The sequence below is a fragment of the Nocardiopsis quinghaiensis genome (assembly GCF_008638365.1).
GTDB lineage: Bacteria > Actinomycetota > Actinomycetes > Streptosporangiales > Streptosporangiaceae > Nocardiopsis > Nocardiopsis quinghaiensis.
Genome location: NZ_ML703337.1, coordinates 133,953 through 150,546, shown reverse-complemented (window position 1 = coordinate 150,546; position 16,594 = coordinate 133,953). Strand labels below are relative to the sequence as shown.

Below are 16,594 nucleotides of genomic sequence, written 5' to 3'. Positions count from 1 at the left end.
AGTCCAGGTGTCAGGGCACACTGCCCCTGGGCTGTGCGTCCCTTCGGGAGCACTCTCATGTCCAAGCGCAATCTCGTCACCCAGAAGCAGGCCGCCGCCGAACTCGGCGTCACCGAGCGCACCGTCCGGAACTGGATCAGCCGGGGCCACATCACCGGCTACCGGCTGCCGGGCGGTCGCGCCATCCGGGTCGACATGAACGAGGTCCGCGCCGTCGTCCGTGCGGTCCCCGCTGTCCGCCGCGCCGTCCAGCCGTACGGCCCGAAGGCCCGCATCGTCGCCGTGGTCGAGCCCGAGGTGGTCGAGGACGGCGCTCTGAGCGACGGAGAAGCCCTGTGAGCGCCGCCGGACAGCGCAGCGCCGAGAAGGCCATGCGCGCCGCCTACACGAGCCCTGAGGGCTACCACGGCCCGGACTCTCCGCGCCGTGAGAGCGAGCGTGAGCGCCTCGTGGAGGAGGTCGCGGACGCCCTGCCGCAGGAGCCCCCTCGCGGGTGCCGCGTGGAGGGCTGCGAGGAGCCCCACGAGGCCCGCCACCGGTGCAAGAAGCACTACGCGAAGTGGTGGCGGCTCCGGGAGATGCGGCGTCCTCCGCCCGAGGACGGGCCCGCCCTCGCCGAGGTGGTGGCGGAGTGCCGCGCGGCCTACGCGGCGGTGGAGAGGGCGGTGGGCGACGGGTGAGGCCACGGCAGGAGCCGCCCCATGACGAGGACGAGGACGAGGACGAGGCCCTCGCCCGGATGCGCGAGGCCCTCGGCGCGCTGGGGAGGGCGCTGTGGTGCCCCTACGGCCACGACATGACCGACCCGCCGAACGTGTACGTGAGGGCGAGCGGCAAGCGCGAGTGCCGTACGTGTCGCCGCGAGAGTGCCCGCAGCCGACGGGCGGAGCGGGGGCGAGGGGCGAATGAGTGAGTGCCGCTGACACGACAGGAGCCCCGGCCCGAAGGCCGGGGCTCCCGCTGTAGCAGTCCCTGCATATCCCCAACGAAGAAGCGACCTCAACCGACGGAGAAGCGACCGTCAACGAACGAAGGAGCACTATGAGGATCTCACACGAGAATCGCCCCTACGGGATCAACTACTCCGGCCTGACCGGGGCGACGGTCCATCACGTCGTAGGAGGGAAGCTGACAGCGCCCGTCGAACCCGCTCGCAGGGACGAGCTGATCCGCGAGGGCGACCTGTTCGAGGACGACGGCAGGACGCCGATCACCGGCCCTCGCGCGAAGCGGCTCCGCGCCCGCCTGTTGGGCACCTACGCCCATCTGCCGGACGCCGGGAGTAGCACCCTGGCCGCCCGCGCGGAGTCCGGCGCGGGACGGAAGCGGCGGATGCTGATCCCCGGCCTGTGGGCGTGGGGCACGATCCCGATGCTGAGCGGCACCAAAGGCGCGGGCAAGACCGGGATCGTGGCCGACCTCGCCACCGCCCTCGTGGTGCCCGGCTACCGGTTCCTCGGCCGCTTCGGACCCGCCGACATGGACGAGGGGGAGAAGAGGCCCCGCGAGGTGGTGCTGATCAACCCCGAGACGCACCCGGAGGACTTCGACGCGCCGCTGAGCCCTGTAGTCGACTACGAGGAAATCCCGTTCGGCGACGACGCGCACCCGGCCCACCGGCTGTGTGTCGAGCACCTCGAAAAGGACTGGGGCTCTGCCGCCTCGTTCGACGTGACGCAGACGGCGAACTTCGAGGAGTGGGGGAACTACCTGGTCCGAGGCGACGAGGACGACCCGCTGAAGGAGCGGGCGCCGCTGGCCGTGATCGTGGACGGCCTCACGGCGATCCTCGGCAACAACACCAGCCGCTACGGCGAGTGGTACGCGAAGTTCCGCGAGCTGATGCGTGCCTGCGACGTGCCCAACGCTCTGGTCGTCACGCACAACATCATGAGGGGCGACCACGCGATGGGCGGCGTCGAGGCGACGGCGGGCCCCGACGGGGTGTGGAGCTTCTCGATGGACGACGCCGACAACCCGTTCTCCCCGCGCCGGTTCAGCGTGCGCCCCCGAACGGGCGCGGTCCGGCCGATCCGCCCCACGACGGTGGTGCTGTCCGAGGAGGGCCGCCCGGTGATGTCCGCGCAGCCGTACGAGGTGGTGCGGGCCGACACGAGGGGCGCGAGCGTGGGTGCGGGCGGAGCCGCCGACCCGAGGCAGGAGGGCATCGACACCGTCACCGCCTACGTCCGTGCTCACCCGCACGTGAGCGGCCAGGAGCTGACCGACCAGCTCGGCAACGTCTCGAAGCAGTGGCGCAAGGACGCGGTCGCGGCGGGGACGGTCGAGAAGTACCAGTGCGCGAGCGAGGCACCGTGCGAGTGCGCGAGCAACCACGGCAGGCGCTGGCACTTCCTGGTGGTCGAGTAGTCCGAGGGCCGACCGGCGATTCAGGTTCAGATTCAGTACTTCGGTTGGAACTCAACTTGAACTGAAGTACTGAACCTGAACACCTCTCCCACTCGGGCGGAGCAGTCCCTCCCAGATCGACGGACGGCCCGGCAAGTTCAGTCAGTTTCAGGTTCAGTTCCCCCCAGACTCCGTCTGGGGGACTGAACCTGAATACTGAACTTGTCCGGCCTCCGTCTGGGGGGGACCGGGTCTTTGGCAGTAGGAAGAAAGCGCAGGTCACAGGGCTAACGCTCCCTCGGAGTCGGAGAGGGGCGCCCTCGGGTCCGTCCGACTTCGGTTCAAGTTCAGTATCGGGCCTGAACTGAACCTGAACTGGAGTACCGGACCGGGTCAGAACCGCGTCCTGTCGGTCAGGTGCGGGTTCACCCTCGCGTAGTGCTCGCGCAGCGCCCGCTGCCGCGCCTCGCCACGCAGGCGCATGGCGCGGTTGAACGAGCGGGCGGCCTCGGCCTTGGTGGGCCTGCTGACGGGAGCGCCCTCGGGCTCCAGGGAGCGGTAGCGACGCATCGAGGGAGCACCGGGCCGGTAGGCGGCGGTGACGCGCTGGCTGACGCGGGCGGTGACGGTGCGGCGGCTGTTCTGGGTGCTCACGGGTCCTCCTCGGCTTCTCTGCTGTACTCCAGTATTACACAGCGACGGCTGTACTGTTCAGCCTTGGCTGTATCGACGGCTCGCTGTCGGGCTACTCCCTGAGCCTGAAAACGCCCACCCTGAGGCCCTCAGAGCCGCTGTACGTGATCCTCGCCCGCGAGCGGGGGCCACGGAACAGGGTGGTGGTGAGCGGGATGATGCCACGGTCGAGGTGCTCGATGACCATCGTGGCGTCGGCGACGGCGTGCCCGTTCAGTGTGCGCTGGGTGGTGATGGTGATGGTCCTGGAACTGCCGACGCTGCTGCCGTTGACGGCGAACAGGAACAGTCCCCGCCCCACCTGGGCTGTGTCGCCGCCGGACGAGGCGGACACCAGGTCGCTGTCGATGTCGGGGCGTCCGCCGACGGTGAAGATCTCAGTCGTGATCAGGTCTGCCATGCCCTGCCCCTCAGGTGTCGGCTTCGGACTACTACGCAGCGTAGTACTACAAGGCGTAGTACGGTGGCTCCCCTTGGCCAGTTCCGCCCGGCGGGCGGGCCAGCGGACAAGCGAGAGGCCCCGGGGGCTAATCCGGGGCCTCTCGGCACAGACCGATTGCGACGGCGGTCCTGACAACCCGGGCGGTCTGCCCGTCCACGACCAGTTGGTAGTGGGTGTTGTCCGCACGAGCATCCCACAGGCCGTCAGGCAGCGCCTCAGCCCTCGGGGCGGTCGGCGACGAACGAGCCCATGCCCGGCGTGGTCACGATCAAGCCCTCGTCCCGCAGTGCCGCGACCGCCTTGCGCACCGTCATCCGGGCCACCTCGAACTCGCCTTCGAGACGGACCTCGGAGATCAGGTGCTGGGGCGGGTACTCGCCGGATTCGATGCGTGCTCGGAGCACGTCGGCGATCTGCTGCCACTTCGGTCGTGTCGGGTCGTAATCCACAGCCGCAACATAGACACCCGTCGTGACCTGCGCATAGAGAGACATAGCTATGCCTAGGTATAGACAGGCCAAGGATTCACAAGTAGCGTCCCGCATGACGGAGCCCGGCGACCGCTCGCAACGGCCCCGGGCACGGCCAACCTGAGAGAGCAGGTCGACATGCCGAACGGTACCCCTCCCCCCTCGGACCCCCCGGACCGCGACGACGAGCAGGCGACGCTCGACCGCCTCAACCGCGACTACCCGCTGTGGAGCGTGTGGCGGTCCGTTGAGGGCCGGTACTGGCTGGCGACCGCTCGGGACAGGCGGACCCGCTTCGAGCCGACCCTGATGGAGGAGAGCGCCGAGGCTCTGGAGACGAGGATGCGCGCGCCGGGGGACCGTGCGGGCATCCCGTTCCAGCGGGAGGCGCTGTGACCCCCGAGGAGCTGGCGGACGCGCTCTATGACGCCCTGTCCGAGGCGCTGCGCGCCCGCCCCCGCCACGTCGGGGAGGCCCACGAGGTCATCCGCAGCGCCGACCGGGCGATGACCGCACTCGACGAGCACCTCCGCGGGGGCGGGGTGCTGCCGTCGCCGTGGCGACGTTCGCCGGTGTCCGGACACACTGGACGCATGACCTCCACCGACGCCCCAGGGAGCACCTCGTGACCAAGATCGACGTCGATGCGATCAAAGCCCACTACCACCGCGTCTGGGCCGAGCAGAACAAGAGGATCAGCGACAAGGAGTACCGGAGGTGGTCCCAGTCTCGCGTCGCGCAGGCCCTGGAGCGCGGCGACGTCGGCGGGGCACCGGCCGACGCCGCGCCCGTGGAGGCGGCGGAGCCGACCGCCGACCTGCCCGAGGGACACCTCGCCTGTGCCGACTGCGGGCAGGCCACGACCGTGCCCGAGGGCGCTCCGGTGGCGGAGCGCCACGTGCTGAGGCGGGAGTGGGTGAAGGACGAGCGCGACCCGGGAGGCCATCGCATCGCCACCACCTCGGAGCTGCTGCTGGCCCGCTGCGAGCCGTGCGCGGACCGCCAGGCCCTCGCTGACCGCCTGCTGGCCGCTGCCCCGGGCGTGCGCAAGCGTCGGGGCCCGGTGGTCCGCGAGCACCTCGTGGAGAACCTGTGCGCGCTGGAGGCGGCGGGCGCCACCACTGCGCACGGCATGGGCGCTGTGGAGCTGCTGCGGGCGTTCGAGGCCGTGCGCCCCGCTGACGGCAGCACGTACCGCGCCGCCGCCCGCGCCGTCCGCTGGGCGCTGTACGACCGCCCTCGCGACCTCATCGGGAAGTGCGCACCGCGCCCGTGGGCGCACGTGTCCGAGGAGGTGCGCGGCGCGCTGCGGGAGGTCTCCGCGCGGCTGCTGTCCGTGCGTGTGGCGTCGTCTGCCCCGCCCGTGGACCTGGCCCCGCCCACGGGCTCGGGGTGCCTGCTGTGCGGTGTGAGCGCCGTACGGATGAGCGCGGCCGACGTCGTGCGCCGGGGCGGCCCCGAGGAGGCCCGCGCGGCGGTGTGGACGGACCGCACCTCGAAGCGCCTGGAAGGGTCGCTGTGCGGTCCGTGCGAGGACGCGAGCGGCCGGGAGCTCGGGACCCTCGGGCCCTCCGCCGCCGAGCGGGCGTATGCGGAGCACGTGCGCCGCTCGGACCCCGCTCGGTCGGGCGTGCTCTGGAGCCGGATCAGGCTGTACGAGCTGGCCGTCCGCCCCTGGTGCGAGGCCAACGCGGCTCCCTCGGACCGGCCGTGGGCTCACGTGCCCTCGGAGTAGGGCCCTGTCGAATCGTTCGGTCGGCCCTCGTTATCCCAGGTCAGAGACCTGGGAGCGAGTTCGGCGCGGCGCGCTGGAACGGCTGCGCTTTGGCACGGGTTTGGCACATGCCGTGGGGGTAGTGCGGAATACCCGCACTGACCTGCACAAATGCAAGTGGGCGATACAGGACTCGAACCTGTGACCTCTACCGTGTCGAGGTAGGTTCAGGGTTTTGATGACCTGCGCCATTCCGAGTCTGAGCAGTTCAGAGGCCGTCCTTGGGAGCCGTTCACGTCTGTTGGACGCGGTTGGGAGATCTTGCGATCTCCATTTCGTCTCCACACGGTGGAGACGGCACTGCCGTCTCCATCCTGGCCCGGAGAGGGCCATAAGAGGCTGACGTAGGTAGTACTCACCTTGCGGACGGCTCCCTCATAGGGTCTTTGACCTGTGAGGGATGGTGAATGATGATGGCGACCTCGACCTGGTCGAGGTGGATCACGGTAGGCGCGGTGCTGGTCCTGGCGCTGATCGCCGCGGTGGTGTCCTACTCCCATATGTATGAACTCGCTCTGCGCCACGGCGAACCCGAGTGGCGGGCGGCGCTGTTCCCGCTGTCGGTGGACGGCATGATCATCGGTGCGTCCATGACGTTGCTCAGCGACGCCCGCAGCGGCCGCAAGGGTGGCCTGTTGCCCTGGGCGCTACTAATCATCGGCTCCGGTGCGTCTTTGGCGGCCAACGTCGCGGTGGCCGACCCCACCATGTGGTCACGGATCATCCACGCCTGGCCGAGCTTCGCGCTGATCGGTGCGTACGAGCTGCTCATGCGCGAGTTCCGCACGGCGGCGAAGAGCGTACGCAGTGTGTCCGCAGCCCATGAGCAGAGACCGGAACCGATGCCCGAAGCGAAAACCGGGGAAGTCCAAGACTCCATCGCGTCGGATGCTTCGAAGATCACCGGTCTCCAAGTTGTGCACGATAGAGACGCCGAGCCCACCGCAGAGCCTGTCCTGTCACCGTTCCAGGCCAGGGCATGGCGATGGGCCCTGGAACGGCAACGGGAAACGGGTGAGCTACCGAGTGGCCGGGAGATCGCGGCGCACTTCGGCCGCAAACCACGCTGGGGGCGCCTGGTCAAGCAACAAGGGCAACGTCAGGACACTCATGCTGATCTACCTGAGAGGAATCCCGAAAACAGCGGGGTAAGGACCCTACTCGTGGATACGTGAGGTGCTTTAGGCAGGGACCCGCAGGGCACACCAGAGTTCTCCAACGGATCCGATGCGGCTCATCATGCCCGAGGGCCCGTGTCGAGAACTGGCACGAAGGGGGCTTTGGTGCAGGGTGTGCGGGCCACTGTGGCGATTTGGGAGGCGTCGTGGCTGGTGAAGACCTGCCCGCGCGGGGCCGCCATCGGGGATAGGAGGGCACGCCCGGTTCCAGTACCTCCAATCTGGTGAGTAAGGTCGGCCGCTTCCGCCCGGGTGCGGGTGCACAGTCCGAGAAGCTGGTCGTCGGCTCGTTCCTGCTCACACGGGACCACGCTGCGAGGCGTTTGCCCAGGCCGAGGTTGACCGGGTCGCCCACGTTCGTGTGGGGCCACGTCGTGGATGCCAACAGCCACACTGCCGTCCTCCGGCTCACCCCCGCTCGCGCGGGGACCACTCGTACCGGGCGAAGTACAGGTCAATGACCGGCGGCTCACCCCCGCTCGCGCGGGGACCACTTCCATCCGTGCAGTTCCACGTACTGGGAGAACGGCTCACCCCCGCTCGCGCGGGGACCACAGGGCCTCAGCCATCATCACCGTGAAGGCGGTCGGCTCACCCCTGCTCGCGCGGGGACCACACCATCGCGCTGCTCGCAGGAAGAGTGATCCGCGGCTCACCCCCGCTCGCGCGGGGACCACCAAGCCGCATGCCGAGGGAAAGCCGGCGCCATCGGCTCACCCCCGCTCGCGCGGGGACCACGGCCGCCCCTTCCGTGAGGTGGATGTCGATGACGGCTCACCCCCGCTCGCGCGGGGACCACACTTCGACGCGCTCCTCGACGAGGAACCGCTTCGGCTCACCCCCGCTCGCGCGGGGACCACTCGGGGGTCACGGGCTGCGCGGGTGGCAGGCCCGGCTCACCCCCGCTCGCGCGGGGACCACGATGTACCCGGTGAAGTCGCCTCGGCCGCGCTCGGCTCACCCCCGCTCGCGCGGGGACCACCCCCGCGCACGGTCCGCAGGCGTACCACCCGCCGGCTCACCCCCGCTCGCGCGGGGACCACGTCATGGCCGCCGACCACGGCCCCTTGCCGGTCGGCTCACCCCCGCTCGCGCGGGGACCACGTCCCCACCCCCTGTGCGAAGGCCTGGGGAGGCGGCTCACCCCCGCTCGCGCGGGGACCACGCCAGGAAGAACAGGGTGAACGCGTAGAAGTGCGGCTCACCCCCGCTCGCGCGGGGACCACCCCTGAACGGCTTCCAGCGTGTCGAGTCGGGACGGCTCACCCCCGCTCGCGCGGGGACCACATGTGCGAAGACGTCGTGGTCGTGGGCATCGACGGCTCACCCCCGCTCGCGCGGGGACCACGCACGGCGGGCCTACGACGCCGCGGGCATCCCCGGCTCACCCCCGCTCGCGCGGGGACCACCCCCACCCGATGGCGGGGGTGCACGGCCAGGACGGCTCACCCCCGCTCGCGCGGGGACCACGCCGTCGCCGGGATCGCGATGGACTCCGCGGGCGGCTCACCCCCGCTCGCGCGGGGACCACGCAATGACAGTGGTCATTTACGTCGCCGGCCTCGGCTCACCCCCGCTCGCGCGGGGACCACGCCATGGGGAAGGACGCCGAGAACGCGTTCGACGGCTCACCCCCGCTCGCGCGGGGACCACATCGCCGAGCACGCCAACTGGTTCATCGGCGACGGCTCACCCCCGCTCGCGCGGGGACCACAGGAGTCCTCCACCGTGGTCCGGCCCGGGATGCGGCTCACCCCCGCTCGCGCGGGGACCACCGAAACAGCCCACGCGCCAGTCCACCGAGGGTCGGCTCACCCCCGCTCGCGCGGGGACCACTTACCCCCACCACACAGGAGGAAAGCGACATGCGGCTCACCCCCGCTCGCGCGGGGACCACCCCCCAAGGAGACCTCCGATGACCTCCAGTGACGGCTCACCCCCGCTCGCGCGGGGACCACTTGGTTTCGATGCGCACGAGGCGGTCCAGGACCGGCTCACCCCCGCTCGCGCGGGGACCACCCAGGTGTGGCCGTAGCGGTCCATGTGGTCGCCGGCTCACCCCCGCTCGCGCGGGGACCACGAGGGCATCAGGCCGGCCGCGATCGGCGGACGCGGCTCACCCCCGCTCGCGCGGGGACCACGGACCAGCCAGACGTGCCCATCAGGACTGCACCGGCTCACCCCCGCTCGCGCGGGGACCACCGGGGTAGGGCTGCATGTCACCCCCCGCGCGGCGGCTCACCCCCGCTCGCGCGGGGACCACTCCTTGTCCCAGTCCGGGTGCACGATCTGCACCGGCTCACCCCCGCTCGCGCGGGGACCACGACCCTCACCCATCGCTCTTGCGCGCCGGGGTCGGCTCACCCCCGCTCGCGCGGGGACCACTCAGTGGCGACGCTGTACGACACCTTGTCGACCGGCTCACCCCCGCTCGCGCGGGGACCACCGCCTGAGGATCGGGCGGCGTGGCTGGAGAAACGGCTCACCCCCGCTCGCGCGGGGACCACGCCGCTCCCGCGAGGCCGCAGCCCCCACCCGACGGCTCACCCCCGCTCGCGCGGGGACCACTCTGCCTCCGCCTCGGCGGTGGTCAGCTCCGACGGCTCACCCCCGCTCGCGCGGGGACCACTGGAACAGGGCCAGGAGGAACAGGCCCGGGAGCGGCTCACCCCCGCTCGCGCGGGGACCACCACCGACGCCCCCGGCGGCGCCGCCTCCTGGACTGGCTCACCCCCGCTCGCGCGGGGACCACCAACCAGCGTTCCTCTGGTTTGTCGGACGAGACGGCTCACCCCCGCTCGCGCGGGGACCACGATGGCCAGTGGCCTGACTGGGCGCGCAACCGCGGCTCACCCCCGCTCGCGCGGGGACCACAAGGCCGAACTCACCGACGCGCTCACCCAGGACGGCTCACCCCCGCTCGCGCGGGGACCACATCCGTCCGTGGCGCCATGCTCCCAGCGCTCACGGCTCACCCCCGCTCGCGCGGGGACCACCAGTGGACGGCCCCCTTGAGCCCGGGGAGCTGCGGCTCACCCCCGCTCGCGCGGGGACCACGTGTCCACTTCCCACTGCCGGCTGCGGTGTGCCGGCTCACCCCCGCTCGCGCGGGGACCACATCCTGGTCCGATGTTCCTCGCACGTGTTCGGCGGCTCACCCCCGCTCGCGCGGGGACCACGATGCCATCGCAAAGCAGGACAATTCAACCCACGGCTCACCCCCGCTCGCGCGGGGACCACCTGGCCGTCACCGGCCTCACCGGCACCGCCGTCGGCTCACCCCCGCTCGCGCGGGGACCACGAAGACGAGGCGATCGACCGGTTCGGTGGATTCGGCTCACCCCCGCTCGCGCGGGGACCACCCCCGCCCCGGGGTTCTCGCCCACCATCAACGGCGGCTCACCCCCGCTCGCGCGGGGACCACGAAGACGAGGCGATCGACCGGTTCGGTGGATTCGGCTCACCCCCGCTCGCGCGGGGACCACCCCCGCCCCGGGGTTCTCGCCCACCATCAACGGCGGCTCACCCCCGCTCGCGCGGGGACCACAGTTCCTGCCGGGCCGTCTCGGCGGCGGTCTGCGGCTCACCCCCGCTCGCGCGGGGACCACAAGCTGTCCCTGACGATCGACGGCTTCACCCGCGGCTCACCCCCGCTCGCGCGGGGACCACGCCCCGCCTGCTCACCGACCTGGCGCATCCGACGGCTCACCCCCGCTCGCGCGGGGACCACATGTTCGATGAGGGGCACCACCCGTGCCGCGACGGCTCACCCCCGCTCGCGCGGGGACCACGTCCATGTCCCCGGTCACCTTCACCCCGTGGTCGGCTCACCCCCGCTCGCGCGGGGACCACGGCGTAGTTGCTGTAGGTCGCCGCCTGGAGTCCGGCTCACCCCCGCTCGCGCGGGGACCACTGCGCCTACGACGCCGGGCACCTGCCGCCCCACGGCTCACCCCCGCTCGCGCGGGGACCACGGCTCTCGTAACGGCCCGTCTGCCCCGCCCTGCGGCTCACCCCCGCTCGCGCGGGGACCACAGTCACCCCTGACATGGGAAAACCCCCGCCGCCGGCTCACCCCCGCTCGCGCGGGGACCACTCCTTGCGGGCGGCCTTGAAAGCGGTCGAGGCCGGCTCACCCCCGCTCGCGCGGGGACCACACTTCCTGAACTGGGCTTTTAATGGGGCGTTGCAATTTTGTGACCTGAAATGGTTTCAGGTCGAGGGAGGTCCCGCCCATGTCCCATCTGTGTGTTCTCACCTTCTGTTGTCGAAGTATCGTGCTCGGGCTGCATCAGGCCAGCCTGGAATGTCAGTTCCCGATGCTAACCCTGAGATGGGACACAGACTTCAGCTAACCATCCATGAAAAAGGACATTTTAGTGCATACACGTCCAGATGTCCTGATGTGGGGAAAAAGCAAGGGCCTTCCGGCTCCCTACCCGCTCATCTGCCACCTGAGTGATGTAGCGGCCGTAGCTGGAGCGCTGTGGGACATCCTGCTCGATGACCGGGCTCAGGAGCGCATCTCACATCAGATCGGGCTGAGCCGATCCTCGTGCCGCAGCCTGGTGAGTTTTTGGGCAGGGCTCCACGACATCGGCAAGGCCAGCCCGCTCTTCCAGGAAAAAGACCCCAATCAGTACGCGCTCCTATCCCAGGACCCGGCCTATCGAATCGAGAAGGACCTCTCACACGAACAACTGGGACATGACGCCGCGACCCACTGGGCACTGACCACTCTCCTAGCCGACCTCGGCTACCCGAAGAAGCGCCCTGTCACACGTTCACCGGCGCACCAGATAGCACAGTTGCTCGGCGGACATCACGGTTTCTTCCACCAGGCGCTTGACCGAAAGATGCTTGCTGCGGTCGATCAGTGGGTTCCTGCTCTGGGAGGCGCGGGCTGGGAGGAGCAGCGTCGTCTACACGTCGCCGCACTGGAAGAACTCACCGGTGTGGACACGGCGCTCACGACACGGCTTCCCGCTGACATCGTGGGCTTCGTCGCCGGACTCACCGTCGTGGCCGACTGGTTGGCGAGCCAAGAAGACGTTGTTCTCCAAGCCCTGCCACCGGCGGGATGGGTGGCCACGGCGCCCGCCTTGTCGGAGCACTGGACAAGAGCCGTGAAGCGGGCGCCCGACATCGTCAAGCAGGCGCGTCTGGGCCGTGCCACCTTTCCCGGGCGGAGCTTCGCCGAGCAGTTTCCGAAGATCCAAGCGCCCAACCAACTCCAACGGGATCTGGCTGAGCAGCTTCCCGCCCTAGCCCAGGGCGGCGCCGGTCTGCTCATGATCACCGCGCCCACCGGAGACGGCAAAACCGAAGCAGCACTGCACGCTGCGAGTGTGCTGGCCAGAGCATCAGGCGTGGGCGGGCTGTTCTTCGCCCTGCCCACCATGGCCACCGCCGATGCCATGCATCGCCGCGTCCGTGAATTCGTCAGTGCCAATGTCACGGGGGACACGGCGCTGACTCTGGTACACAGCATGTCCTGGCTCGCAGCCGGTCCCACCACCGACCAGAACCACACCGCATCCGACGACGTGCTGACCGAAGAGGCGATCACTCGCACTGAAGCGGGTCGGTGGCTGCGCACATCCCGACGCGGTCTGCTGGCACCACTGGCAACCGGGACCATCGACCAAGGCCTGACCGCGGTACTGCCCGTGCGGTTCAACATGCTGCGCCTGCTGGGGCTGGCCAACAAGGTCCTCGTCGTCGACGAAGCCCACGCCTACGGGCCGTGGATGCACAGCCTGCTCGTGCGCCTCCTGGAATGGCTCGGAGCCATGGGCGCGCCCGTGATCCTGCTGTCGGCCACCCTGGCAGGACGCACGGCCTCCTCACTGGTGGAGGCCTATCGCCGAGGATCAGGCTTCTTCGAACCCCAGGAGATCACACCCACCTACCCAGGATGGGTCTACGTCGACGCCGCCACCGGTAAAGTCACACCACCACGCCAGGTCCCCAGCAGCCGTCCCCGCCAACTCGGCATCGAGACCCATCAGGTGCGCTGGGACGTCACCGAGCCCGATCACACCCCGCCTGAGGCAGGCACACGTCGACACGCACTCGTGCAACTCCTGACCCCTGCCCTGAAGGCCAACGGATGCGTGCTGGTGTGCTGCACCACGGTCGAGGAAGCCCAACGCACCTACCGATTCCTGAACGCAGCTTTCTCCGAGCTCGACACCGACGACAGCCTTCGCCTGCTGCACTCCCGGTACCCCGCATGGCGGCGCAAGGAAATCACTGATGACATCGAGGCCCTGTTCGGCAAGCCAGGCACGGACGCTCCTCCTGGACGTCGACCGGCCCCAGCGGTGCTCGTCGCGACATCCGTGGTCGAACAGTCCCTGGACCTCGACTTCGACTACGTCATCAGCGACGCAGCGGCGCTCGCCCAACTCCTTCAGCGTGCGGGGCGATGCATGCGCCACGCACGAGAGGGTCGGGCCGCGGGCATGGGAGACGAGCCCCGGATCGCCGTCCTCGAACCCGTCGACGCGGACGGCAAGCTCGATGTCCCGCGTAGCTGGGGCAAGGTTCACGACACCTCGCTGCTACTGCGGACGAGCCAGATCCTCGCGGAGAAAGCCGAGCATGGGATCAGCATTCCTGCAGACGTGCAGGAGCTGATCGATGCCGTCTACGCGGAGGACTTCGCCACCCGCCTGGAAACATCCGATAAGCGCCAAGAACTCAACACCTATGACGCCGAGCGCCAGGCCACGGATCTCGCTGAACGCCACCTGGCCGACATGACCATGATCCCGTCGCCCTATGACCTCAGGGATCTGGCTTGGTTGAGTAACGAGGGCGCGCACCAGGTGGATGAGGAGCTCATCACCACGCGCCTGGGGGCGGACTCCGAGCGAGCGGTGTGCGCCTACACCCAGCCCGACGGATCCCTGACCCTCGACCCTCAGGGGAAGAGTGAACTCCCCGGTGTGCGTCGCGGACTCACCACTGAGGAGTCCGCGCAGATCGCACGCCACATGATTCCGGTGCCCGGGCGTTGGCTGAGGGGCCGCGGCACTACGCACGAACCCCCTGCCGCCTGGATTAAGCGATCCTCCCTCGCCCGGATTGTGCTGTTGCCCATGCGCTGGACCAGCAAAAACAAGTGGGTCTGTGATGTCGGCGAGCACCTTCTGGAGATCTCCGACGTGGGTCTGGAGAAGAAGTAATCACGTTTATCTGATTTAAAGCAGGCCATCTTGCTACTGTTGCGTCAACCGCCCCGCCCAATCCCCTCTGGGCGGGGCGGTTCCCCCACTCGCGCGGGGAGGAAACGGCCGAAATGGGCGTTTTTCAAGCACGCCATCGGCTCACCCCCGGCATGTGCACGGGGAGGGATCCGACTCTAGTCCACCCCTCGGAGGTGCGATGACCTCGATCGACAGGCTCTACCATCTGCCAACGGAACCCTGTGCGCCCGTCCGGTGGCGCTCGAACGCCTTGTCACGAGACCGTCCAGAACGCGTAGGAATCAGGGATCTCCTTGTTCACGCCCACGACATCAAGGGCTTGGCTGTTCCTTTGCCTCCCGCGGCGTCCGCCCTGATGCGGATCTTGTACGCGCTCGCCCTGCGCATCACCCGACTCGACCACCGGGAAGCCGCTGACAGGGACGGGAAGGCATGGGATGACCGGCGCTTCGAGGTTCTCGACAGCGGACGCTTCTCCGAGGAGCACATCGACGAGTATTTCAACCGGTACTCCGACCGCCTCTGGCTCTACCATCCTGAGCGGCCGTTCCTCCAAGATCCTCGCCTGAGCGAACAGTGCACGAAACCAGCCGGCGTCAACAAACTGATCACTACCCGCCCCTCTGGCGGCAACCACTCGTGGTTCTCACACGCCAGCCCTCACGACCCGACACTTCCCACTTCGGATCAGGCCCTGCTCCATCTGCTGGTCTGGAACTACTACGGGCCTTCCGGTACATGTGCCGTACGCAAAGTCGGCGAGGTCAGCGCAGGTAACACCAATGCCGGACCCCTGCGCGGCACCCTGTCCTACCACCCCGAAGGCGAGTCGCTGTTCGAGACCCTGCTGGCCGGGCTCCCGCGTCCCTCCATCACGGTCGACCCTGACACCGACCTGTGCCCCTGGGAGTGGCACGACCTGCCCGACCCCCTCCTGCCGCGGGAACTGGTGACCGGGCCCTGCTCAAGCCTGACCGCGCGCTCCCAGCACGCCTTGCTGCTGGTGCCCGACCAGACCGGGGAACACACCCAGGACTCCTACGTCACCTGGGCCTACCGCAACAAGCTGCCTCGCGGAGACGACTACCTCATCTGGCAGGTCAGCAAGGAGGGCAACCCCTACCCACGACCCGCCGAGTCCGACCGGGCCCTGTGGCGTGACCTGGACGCCCTGTTGCACAAGGCTCCGGTGGGGGATCGGCAGGCCCAACGGCCACGGATCTTCTCCACCGCCATCGAACTTCTGGATGAGACGCCCTCAATGACCATGAAGGTCAGAGCGCTGGGTTTCGACCAGGACGGCCAGGCCAAGGACCGACAGTTCGTCTCAGCCTCCACACCCCCGGTGCTGGACCTGATGGAACGACGCGACGGGGACGTTCAACAGACCCGCCACGTCGGCCACATGCAGCGATTGGGAGAACTGACCGGACGCAGGCTCGACACCGCCACCAAACGGGCCTGGGCCCTGTACAGCGACGCCGCCAAGATCAGCACCTGCTCTTGGTCCCGCCAGGCAGCCGCACGCTACTGGCCCGCCGCCGAGACCGAGTTCTGGCGACGGCTGCGCACACGCAACTGGGACGGCATGTCCGCCTCCTTCCGCCGTATCGCCGAACGCACCTACGAAGAGGTCACCGCTCCCGCCGCCAGTACCGCACGGGGCGCACGCGCACGGGAGACAGCCCGTATCGACCTGTACGGGGGCCGCCCCAAGAAGAAGGCAAGGACCACATGAGCGACCACCCCTCACCCGCCGTCGTGGGCGAGCCCGCCAGCCAGACGAATTCTGCAGTCCCCGAACAGATGCAGGCCGCCCGAGCCTTCGTCGACAAGATCATGGAACGCTGCGCCGAAGACAGGGGAGCACGGGCCGCCCTACGTAGCGGGCTCGGCAAGCCCTTGGACCGGGTCCCGCGCATGCACGCCATCGTCGCTCCCCTGCTCCCCACCTGGGCCATGGACAAGCCCGATGTTCAACGTGCCTACTACGCGGCCGCGTCCATGATCGCGCTGCTGTCCAAGGACCAGATCCACACCGCCCAAAAACGCTTCGGACCCGACGCGACCACCTCCGGTCGCTACGGACAGAGCCTGGGACACACCCTGGCCGACGCGGTCGCCTCGGGCACCCGCAAAGGGCTCCGCGAAAGCGCTGCGGAAACCCGTATCAACCTGCTCACCAAGCAGAGCGCGGAGGGGCTGCACCGGCACCTGCCCGCCACCATCCGTCAGCTCCAAGGCGCCGACGCACCGATCGACTACGCCCGCCTGATCACCGATCTTCGGAGTTGGCGCCGCTACCGCGGCGACATCTCCAGGCGCTGGCTCCAGGACTTCTACCAGACCCGGTTCAAGGCCGACCGTGACGCCGCCCAACAGGCCGACACCGAAGCCGACCCGGCCCCCCAAGCCTGACGGCACCCCCGGTACCGACACCGCTTCACCACCACATCCGTGCACGCGAAAGAGAG

The 16,594-nt window shown here is 69.3% G+C and carries 14 protein-coding genes and 1 CRISPR repeat array; of the genes, 11 read left to right on the top strand and 3 right to left on the bottom strand.

Translation table 11 applies throughout. From position 1 onward, the window contains the following. Positions 1-57 precede the first annotated feature (57 nt). The 4 genes from FYX01_RS00690 (at position 58) to FYX01_RS00675 (ending at position 2,370) form a co-directional block, all read left to right on the top strand. The gene (locus FYX01_RS00690; RefSeq protein ID WP_150236434.1) at positions 58-339 is read left to right on the top strand and encodes a helix-turn-helix domain-containing protein; all 282 of its coding nucleotides are present in this window, start codon (positions 58-60) and stop codon (positions 337-339) included. Then, positions 336-680: a hypothetical protein gene (locus FYX01_RS00685; RefSeq protein WP_150236433.1), complete on the top strand. Its 345-nt coding sequence runs from the start codon at positions 336-338 to the stop codon at positions 678-680. The genes FYX01_RS00690 and FYX01_RS00685 overlap by 4 nt, the downstream gene beginning before the upstream one ends. Continuing rightward, positions 677-913, top strand: coding sequence for a hypothetical protein (locus FYX01_RS00680; protein ID WP_150236432.1), 237 nt, complete (start codon positions 677-679; stop codon positions 911-913). The genes FYX01_RS00685 and FYX01_RS00680 overlap by 4 nt, the downstream gene beginning before the upstream one ends. Positions 914-1,041: 128 nt before the next feature. Beyond that, entirely contained in the window at positions 1,042-2,370 is a 1,329-nt protein-coding gene (locus FYX01_RS00675; protein WP_150236431.1) for an AAA family ATPase, read from the top strand. A gap of 372 nt (positions 2,371-2,742) precedes the next feature. Here FYX01_RS00675 and FYX01_RS00670 read toward each other — a convergent pair whose 3' ends face one another. From FYX01_RS00670 to FYX01_RS00660, 3 genes are all read right to left on the bottom strand, one after another. After that, complete coding sequence (locus tag FYX01_RS00670) at positions 2,743-3,003, bottom strand: hypothetical protein (protein ID WP_150236430.1); 261 nt, start codon at positions 3,001-3,003, stop codon at positions 2,743-2,745. Between the two features lie 91 nt (positions 3,004-3,094). Beyond that, positions 3,095-3,442 (bottom strand): hypothetical protein, encoded by a 348-nt coding sequence (locus FYX01_RS00665; RefSeq protein ID WP_150236429.1) that lies wholly within the window; start codon positions 3,440-3,442, stop codon positions 3,095-3,097. Between the two features lie 257 nt (positions 3,443-3,699). Further along, positions 3,700-3,933, bottom strand: a complete 234-nt coding sequence (locus FYX01_RS00660) for a GntR family transcriptional regulator (protein ID WP_223830234.1) — start codon at positions 3,931-3,933, stop codon at positions 3,700-3,702. A gap of 159 nt (positions 3,934-4,092) precedes the next feature. On the opposite strand from FYX01_RS00660, the gene FYX01_RS00655 reads away from it, so the two are divergent. From FYX01_RS00655 to casB, 7 genes are all read left to right on the top strand, one after another. After that, positions 4,093-4,350 carry a hypothetical protein gene (locus FYX01_RS00655; protein WP_150236427.1) on the top strand — a complete coding sequence of 86 codons (258 nt, stop codon included), beginning with the start codon at positions 4,093-4,095 and terminating at the stop codon, positions 4,348-4,350. Beyond that, on the top strand, positions 4,347-4,583 hold the full coding sequence (locus FYX01_RS00650) for a hypothetical protein (protein WP_150236426.1): 237 nt from the start codon (positions 4,347-4,349) through the stop codon (positions 4,581-4,583). Before FYX01_RS00655 ends, FYX01_RS00650 begins: the two co-directional genes overlap by 4 nt. After that, positions 4,580-5,689 (top strand): hypothetical protein, encoded by a 1,110-nt coding sequence (locus FYX01_RS00645; RefSeq protein ID WP_150236425.1) that lies wholly within the window; start codon positions 4,580-4,582, stop codon positions 5,687-5,689. The genes FYX01_RS00650 and FYX01_RS00645 overlap by 4 nt, the downstream gene beginning before the upstream one ends. Positions 5,690-6,141: 452 nt before the next feature. Beyond that, positions 6,142-6,903, top strand: coding sequence for a DUF2637 domain-containing protein (locus tag FYX01_RS00640; protein ID WP_150236597.1), 762 nt, complete (start codon positions 6,142-6,144; stop codon positions 6,901-6,903). A gap of 407 nt (positions 6,904-7,310) precedes the next feature. Continuing rightward, positions 7,311-11,063: direct repeats of the CRISPR family, unit length 29 nt; unit sequence CGGCTCACCCCCGCTCGCGCGGGGACCAC. Between the two features lie 204 nt (positions 11,064-11,267). Next, entirely contained in the window at positions 11,268-14,099 is a 2,832-nt protein-coding gene (cas3, locus tag FYX01_RS00635; RefSeq protein ID WP_223830233.1) for a CRISPR-associated helicase Cas3', read from the top strand. A gap of 199 nt (positions 14,100-14,298) precedes the next feature. Continuing rightward, positions 14,299-15,858 carry a type I-E CRISPR-associated protein Cse1/CasA gene (gene casA, locus FYX01_RS00630; protein ID WP_150236424.1) on the top strand — a complete coding sequence of 520 codons (1,560 nt, stop codon included), beginning with the start codon at positions 14,299-14,301 and terminating at the stop codon, positions 15,856-15,858. Beyond that, positions 15,855-16,538 carry a type I-E CRISPR-associated protein Cse2/CasB gene (gene casB, locus FYX01_RS00625; RefSeq protein WP_150236423.1) on the top strand — a complete coding sequence of 228 codons (684 nt, stop codon included), beginning with the start codon at positions 15,855-15,857 and terminating at the stop codon, positions 16,536-16,538. Before casA ends, casB begins: the two co-directional genes overlap by 4 nt. The last annotated feature ends 56 nt before the right edge of the window (positions 16,539-16,594 follow it).

Bases quoted from the DNA above. Each gene is read 5' to 3' on its own strand.
- FYX01_RS00690 (WP_150236434.1), top strand. From the start codon at position 58: ATGTCCAAGCGCAATCTCGTCACCCAGAAGCAGGCCGCCGCCGAACTC.
- FYX01_RS00675 (WP_150236431.1), top strand. From the start codon at position 1,042: ATGAGGATCTCACACGAGAATCGCCCCTACGGGATCAACTACTCCGGC.
- FYX01_RS00665 (WP_150236429.1), bottom strand. From the start codon at position 3,442: ATGGCAGACCTGATCACGACTGAGATCTTCACCGTCGGCGGACGCCCC.
- FYX01_RS00655 (WP_150236427.1), top strand. From the start codon at position 4,093: ATGCCGAACGGTACCCCTCCCCCCTCGGACCCCCCGGACCGCGACGAC.
- FYX01_RS00640 (WP_150236597.1), top strand. From the start codon at position 6,142: ATGGCGACCTCGACCTGGTCGAGGTGGATCACGGTAGGCGCGGTGCTG.
- cas3 (WP_223830233.1), top strand. From the start codon at position 11,268: ATGAAAAAGGACATTTTAGTGCATACACGTCCAGATGTCCTGATGTGG.
- casA (WP_150236424.1), top strand. From the start codon at position 14,299: ATGACCTCGATCGACAGGCTCTACCATCTGCCAACGGAACCCTGTGCG.
- casB (WP_150236423.1), top strand. From the start codon at position 15,855: ATGAGCGACCACCCCTCACCCGCCGTCGTGGGCGAGCCCGCCAGCCAG.